Raw genomic sequence first — 5632 nt, 5'->3', positions numbered from 1 at the left:
TTAGAATGAGATTTTCTAGGTTTTTTTATATAAAAATTTTAATAAAGAGGTGATTGATTTTAGGATTAAATCTTATTGAAAAATGATTAGCTCAGAATTAAAATATGAAGTAATTATGGAGGGATTTTTCTTGAAAAAACCAAAATAAAATCTTTAATTAAAGGAGTTTTTGTGATATTTTTATAGAGTATTATAGGGTATAAATTGGTTTTTTATAGATTTATCTTTTATAAATACTATTCTTTTAGACGTCTATTTGTATAAATTTTTCTTGTTTTATTGGTATTTACGTTTATTTAAAGATTTTTTCTTAAAAAAGCTTGGAATGGTCATTTTTTTGTGTTAATCTATTTATAACAAAAAAAATAATATAAGATTTTAAATATAACAAATAGATAAAATAAATAATCATTTGTGATTTAAGTTTAATTAGTTTTAGGTCTATTGATTTTCGAGGTTTATTATGAAAAAATTTACTAAATTAGCTACAGCTTTTTCTCTTTTAGCAGCTTTTACAACTTCAGCATTTGCTAATCAAACTTTATCGGTAGCCGCTTCGGTTACTCCACATGCTGAGGTAATTAAATTTGTCACAGATGATTTAAAGAAGAAAGGGGTTGATTTAAAAGTAATTGAGTTTTCTGATTATGTACAGCCTAACGTAGTGGTACACCAAAAGCATGTAGATATTAACTTTTATCAACATTTACCTTACTTAGAAGTTTTTAATGCTGAAAGAGGTTATGATTTAGTTCCAGCTTTCCCAATTTTTATTACTCCAGTTGCAGTTTACTCAACTAAAGTAAAAAATGTAAATGATGTACGTGAGGGAGGAGTTGTTGCAATTCCAAATGATCCAACTAATGCAGCACGAGCTCTTTTACTTTTACAAGAATTAGGATTAATTAAATTAAAAAATCCTAACGACATCAAAGCAACTGTACGTGATATCGTGGAAAATCCTAAGAAATTAAAATTTAGAGAGATTGAAGCTCCTAACTTACCTCGAGTTTTAAATTCAGTAGATTTAGATGTAATTAACACTAATTTTGCGGTACCAGCAGGTTTACACCCATTAAAAGATGCGATTGCAATCGAGAAAAATGATTCTCCATATGCTAACTGGGTGGTAACTCGTCCTGACAATGCAGATTTAGAAAGTGTGAAATTATTAAAAGAAGCAATCTATACGAAAAAAGTATATGACTTTATCCTAACTAAATTTGAAGGTTCAGTGATTCCAGTTTTCTGTCCTTTAGATGAACCTGTAGAAGGTTGTGAAGTTCCAGCTGGAAAAAATTAATAAGAGACTATAAAGAATAATACATAAAGAGAAAAGGATAGAATATGAAATTTTACAAAGTGTTTACAACTTTAGCTCTAGGAGCTGCAACCTTAACTTCAGCATATGCAAATCAAAAATTAGTAGTAGCAGCAACTCCTGTGCCACATGCTGAAATTTTAGAATTTGTGAAACCAATTCTTGCTAAGCAAGGAATTGATTTAGAAGTAAAAGTATTTACCGATTACGTTTTACCTAACAGAGCGGTGTCGACAGGGGAAGCAGACGCTAACTTCTATCAGCATCAGCCATACTTAGATGCTTATAATCAACAGTATAAAACAGATATTATTGGTGGTTTCAAAGTGCATATTGAGCCATTTGGTATTTACTCTACTAAATATAAAAGTTTAAATGATATTCCACGTGGAGCAACATTTGTTTTACCAAATGATCCATCTAATGAAGGTCGTGCTCTATTAGTATTACAAAGTGCTGGCTTAATTAAATTAAAAGATCCAACAAAATTACTATCTACAGAAAGAGATATTGCTGAGAACCCAAATCGTTATAAATTCTTACCTGTAGAAGCTGCAAATATTCCTCGTGTATACAAAAGTGCAGACTTTGGTTTAATTAATGCAAACTATGCCTTAACAAGTGGTTTAAGTCCATCTAAAGATGCATTATATATTGAACATTCAGGTCCTTATGCTAACTTTATTGCTTATCGTAAAGTAAATGAAAATGATCCTCGTATTAAAGCACTAGAAAATGCTCTTAACAGTAAAGAAGTATATGATTTCATTCTTACTAAATACAATGGTGGAGTAATTCCTGTATTTAAACCGGAAGGGGTAAATTAAAAGTATCAAATAAAAAAGTTCTCTCATTTTCTTGAGAGAGCTTTTTTATTAACAAGTAAAAAATACCCATAAAAATTTTAAAACATATGTAAAAATTTTGTATAATAGAGAATATTTTTTGATAGAAAATGTTACTTTCCCCAATGTAATATTATTAAAATTTTTGAGGTTTATTTGTTGTGCTAAATTTAGAAATTTACATTTCGTTTGGCCTATACTTATTAATTATTTTGGGAATTGGTGTTTTTGCATATTTTTCAACCAAAAATTTTGATGACTATATTTTAGGTGGTCGTAAAATGGGTGGATTTGTAACAGCCATGTCAGCTGGAGCTACAGACATGTCAGGTTGGCTGTTATTAGGTTTACCTGGGGCAATTTATGCAACCGGACTTTCTCAATCTTGGATAGCTATAGGCTTAACTTTAGGTGCTTATTTTAATTATCGTATTGTCGCGACTAGACTACGTACATTCACTGAAAATTACAACAATGCCTTAACTCTGCCCGAATTTTTTGCTGTAAGATTTCCTAGTAAAGGTAAGCTTTTAAAAATCTTCAGTTCATTAGTTATTTTATTCTTTTTTACAATCTATTGTGCCTCAGGAGTAGTGGGAGGAGCTAAGCTTTTCCAAAGTCTTCTAGGGATGGACTATACTACTGCTTTATGGTTAGGTGCTTTATCTACCATTATCTACACTTTTATAGGTGGATATTTAGCAGTTTCTTGGTCAGATTGTATTCAAGCAAGTCTAATGATTTTTGCATTAGTTTTAGCTCCAGTAATGATTTTAGTTCATTTTTCATGGGGCGAGATTACTCAAGCTTTAGTAGATAAAACTAATGTTACCCATATTCCTTACTCAAATTTATTATTTAATGTTTCAGGAATTGGCGTAATTTCAGCTCTTTCATGGGGGCTAGGTTACTTTGGTCAACCACATATTTTAGTGAGATTTATGGCCGCTGATTCTGTACAGTCAATTAATAAAGCTCGTACGATTGGGATTACTTGGATGATCCTATGTCTTGTGGGTGCTTGTTCAGTAGGTTATTTTGGTTTAGCTTACTTTACAATGCAAGGAATAAATATTCAAGGTGAAACCGTATTTATTGAACTAGCAAAAGCAGTATTTAATCCTTGGGTTGTAGGAATTGTTTTATCGGCTATTTTAGCTGCAATCATGAGTACCTTATCTGCACAGTTTTTAATGTGTTCTGCGGTATTAACTGAAGATTTTTATCATGGCTTTATTCGTAAAAACGCTTCTAGCTTTGAGTTAGTTTGGTTTGGGCGTGCGATGATTCTTTTAATTGCGGTAGTAGCAATTTGGATTGCAAGAAATCCAGATTCTTCGGTAATGTCTTTAGTAGGATACGCATGGTCAGGTTTTGGTTCTGCATTTGGACCTTTAGTAATTCTTTCTCTTTATAGTAGAAATATTAGTGGTCAAGCTGCGGTATTATCGATGCTTACTGGTGCAATTACCGTAATTGTATGGACTCCTTTAATGCAGTTCCTAGGTTGGAATGATCTTGCAGATCTTTATTCAATTGTTCCTGGATTTATCCTAGCAATGACTGTTGCGGTTATTCATTCTGCTTTATTTAAAGCTGAGGTAGAAATAGCTGAACGCTTTGATCAAGCCGTTGAAAATTACCATCAACAAAAATAAAACAAGAAAAAAGGTAGCCTAATGCAGGCTACCATTTTTCTTGCTTGAAAATAATTATTTAGAAGCAGGAGCTGTTGAAGCTTCAGGTTTTGCTGATAAAACTTCAATTTCAAATTGTAATGTTGAGCGAGGTGGGATTGCTTGGTTACCACGTTCACCGTAAGCTAATTGAGGTGGGATTAATACTAAAATTTTACCACCAACATTTAATTTAGTGATTGCTTCTGAGAAACCAGGGATTACACCATTTAATGGGAATTCAACACCTTCTTGGTTTTCATCAAATACACGACCATCTACAAATGAACCTTTGTATTTAACTTTTACAGTATCTGTAGCACGGATTTTTTCACCTTTACCTTGGTTTTCAATCACGTAGATAATACCTGATTCATCTTTAACCGCATTAGGGTGATCTTTAGCAAATTTTTCCATTGCTTCTTTACCAGCTTTACCATTTGCTTCTGCTTGTACCGCTAAGTTATCTAACATAACTTTTTGTGCACGTGCATTTAAGTAAGTTGTTAAAGCTTGAGCTTGTTCTTGATTTAGTTCAGTTGCAGAACCAGAAACAAATTTTTGTACACCTTCTGCAAATGCTTTTAACTCATCATCAGTTAAGTTTAACTGAGTTTTTAAATCATTTACAACAAGAATAGCTAGTTCAGAAACGTTTTTTAAATCTTCAGCTGTAGCAGTCACAGATTGATCCCCTTCTTTTGTTTGATTATTAGCAGTCTGAGCTTGCGTTGTTTGAGTAGTACTTGCTTGAGCTTGTGTTGTTTCTTTATTACAAGCTGTAAGAGTTCCTAACGCAAGAATAGTAGCAGCTACTAAAGTTAAAGCAGATTTTGTTTTTCCTGCAAATAATTTCATAAATTTCCTAAAATTGGTTAGTTATAAATTGATAAACGTACACTCTATTTATAAAGTCAAGATTTTATTTTTCAACTTTACAACTTTATTGTATTATGTAGTTTATTTAATTTCAATTTACTTTTCCAGTTTGTTATTATAACATCTATATATCCTTTATAAAAAATAAATTATTTATAATCATGAGTAACAGTGAAAATTTTTCAAATCTTGTTGAGGAGAATAAACTTTTACAAGAACAAATCTTTCAATTAGAATGTTTAGTTGGACAGCAAGAGATTGAAATAAGCAAGTTAAATGGAGCTTATGTTGACTTACAAAATAGAGTGCAAGAGTTAGAAACTAAATTAAAAGCTGTAGTTTCCTATATAAAATCTCAACAAAATCAAACTCTTGTTGCTTCAGAAGCGGAAGAAACCCCACCACCACATTATTAAGATATAAAAAAAGCCTCAGGTAATACCTGAAGCTTTTTTTCTAAAAGTTAAATCACTAATTTAAGTTATTCATGGTTATGACTTTTTATAAGGTTTGTAAACTTTAGATTCTAACTTAAGTTTTTTGTATTCCTTCTCGTAAATTTTTCTTAATTCAAGAGAGATTCTTTCAAAAAATTTAGCGTTATGACTTGTTGGGTCATAAACCATGGAAATTTCACGTTTTGGATGATTTACAATGCGATTAACTTTAGCTCGTGCTGGAGTAGGATTAAACAAGCTTACGGCAGGAATAACACTAACCCCAAGATCATGATGTACGATCATTTTTAAAGACTCAATAGTTGAGGCATTGTATCTTGTATCGGTTAAATGATCTATACCTAATTCTGGATTAGGAGAAGTATTACAAATATCTATAACTTGATCTCTTAAACAGTTGCTATCTTGTAATAAAAAGATTTTTGAATCTTTAATATTTTTTAAGTCAATATC

The 5632-nt window shown here is 31.3% G+C and carries 6 protein-coding genes; 4 read left to right on the top strand and 2 right to left on the bottom strand.

All coding sequences use genetic code 11. The features are described from left to right. Positions 1–463 precede the first annotated feature (463 nt). The 3 genes from CKF59_RS05655 (at position 464) to putP (ending at position 3824) form a co-directional block, all read left to right on the top strand. Entirely contained in the window at positions 464–1303 is an 840-nt protein-coding gene (locus CKF59_RS05655; protein ID WP_119534987.1) for a MetQ/NlpA family ABC transporter substrate-binding protein, read from the top strand. A gap of 44 nt (positions 1304–1347) precedes the next feature. Then, positions 1348–2148, top strand: a complete 801-nt coding sequence (locus CKF59_RS05650; RefSeq protein WP_119534986.1) for a MetQ/NlpA family ABC transporter substrate-binding protein — start codon at positions 1348–1350, stop codon at positions 2146–2148. A gap of 179 nt (positions 2149–2327) precedes the next feature. Then, positions 2328–3824, top strand: a complete 1497-nt coding sequence (gene putP / locus CKF59_RS05645) for a sodium/proline symporter PutP (RefSeq protein ID WP_119534985.1) — start codon at positions 2328–2330, stop codon at positions 3822–3824. Positions 3825–3878: 54 nt separating this feature from the next. Here putP and CKF59_RS05640 read toward each other — a convergent pair whose 3' ends face one another. Then, positions 3879–4700, bottom strand: coding sequence for an FKBP-type peptidyl-prolyl cis-trans isomerase (locus CKF59_RS05640; RefSeq protein WP_119534984.1), 822 nt, complete (start codon positions 4698–4700; stop codon positions 3879–3881). A gap of 182 nt (positions 4701–4882) precedes the next feature. Between CKF59_RS05640 and CKF59_RS05635 the strand changes: the two genes are divergently transcribed. After that, the gene (locus tag CKF59_RS05635; protein WP_119534983.1) at positions 4883–5137 is read left to right on the top strand and encodes a SlyX family protein; all 255 of its coding nucleotides are present in this window, start codon (positions 4883–4885) and stop codon (positions 5135–5137) included. 75 nt (positions 5138–5212) lie between these two features. Here the strand turns inward: CKF59_RS05635 and CKF59_RS07910 are convergent. Further along, a partial coding sequence (locus tag CKF59_RS07910; RefSeq protein WP_222985621.1) for a type 2 periplasmic-binding domain-containing protein occupies positions 5213–5632 on the bottom strand: 420 nt, incomplete at its 5' end.

It is taken from the genome of Psittacicella gerlachiana (genome assembly GCF_003585965.1).
Lineage (GTDB): Bacteria > Pseudomonadota > Gammaproteobacteria > Enterobacterales > Psittacicellaceae > Psittacicella > Psittacicella gerlachiana.
Note: the sequence above shows the minus strand (reverse complement) of the source record. Positions and strands in the feature narration are given on the sequence as shown.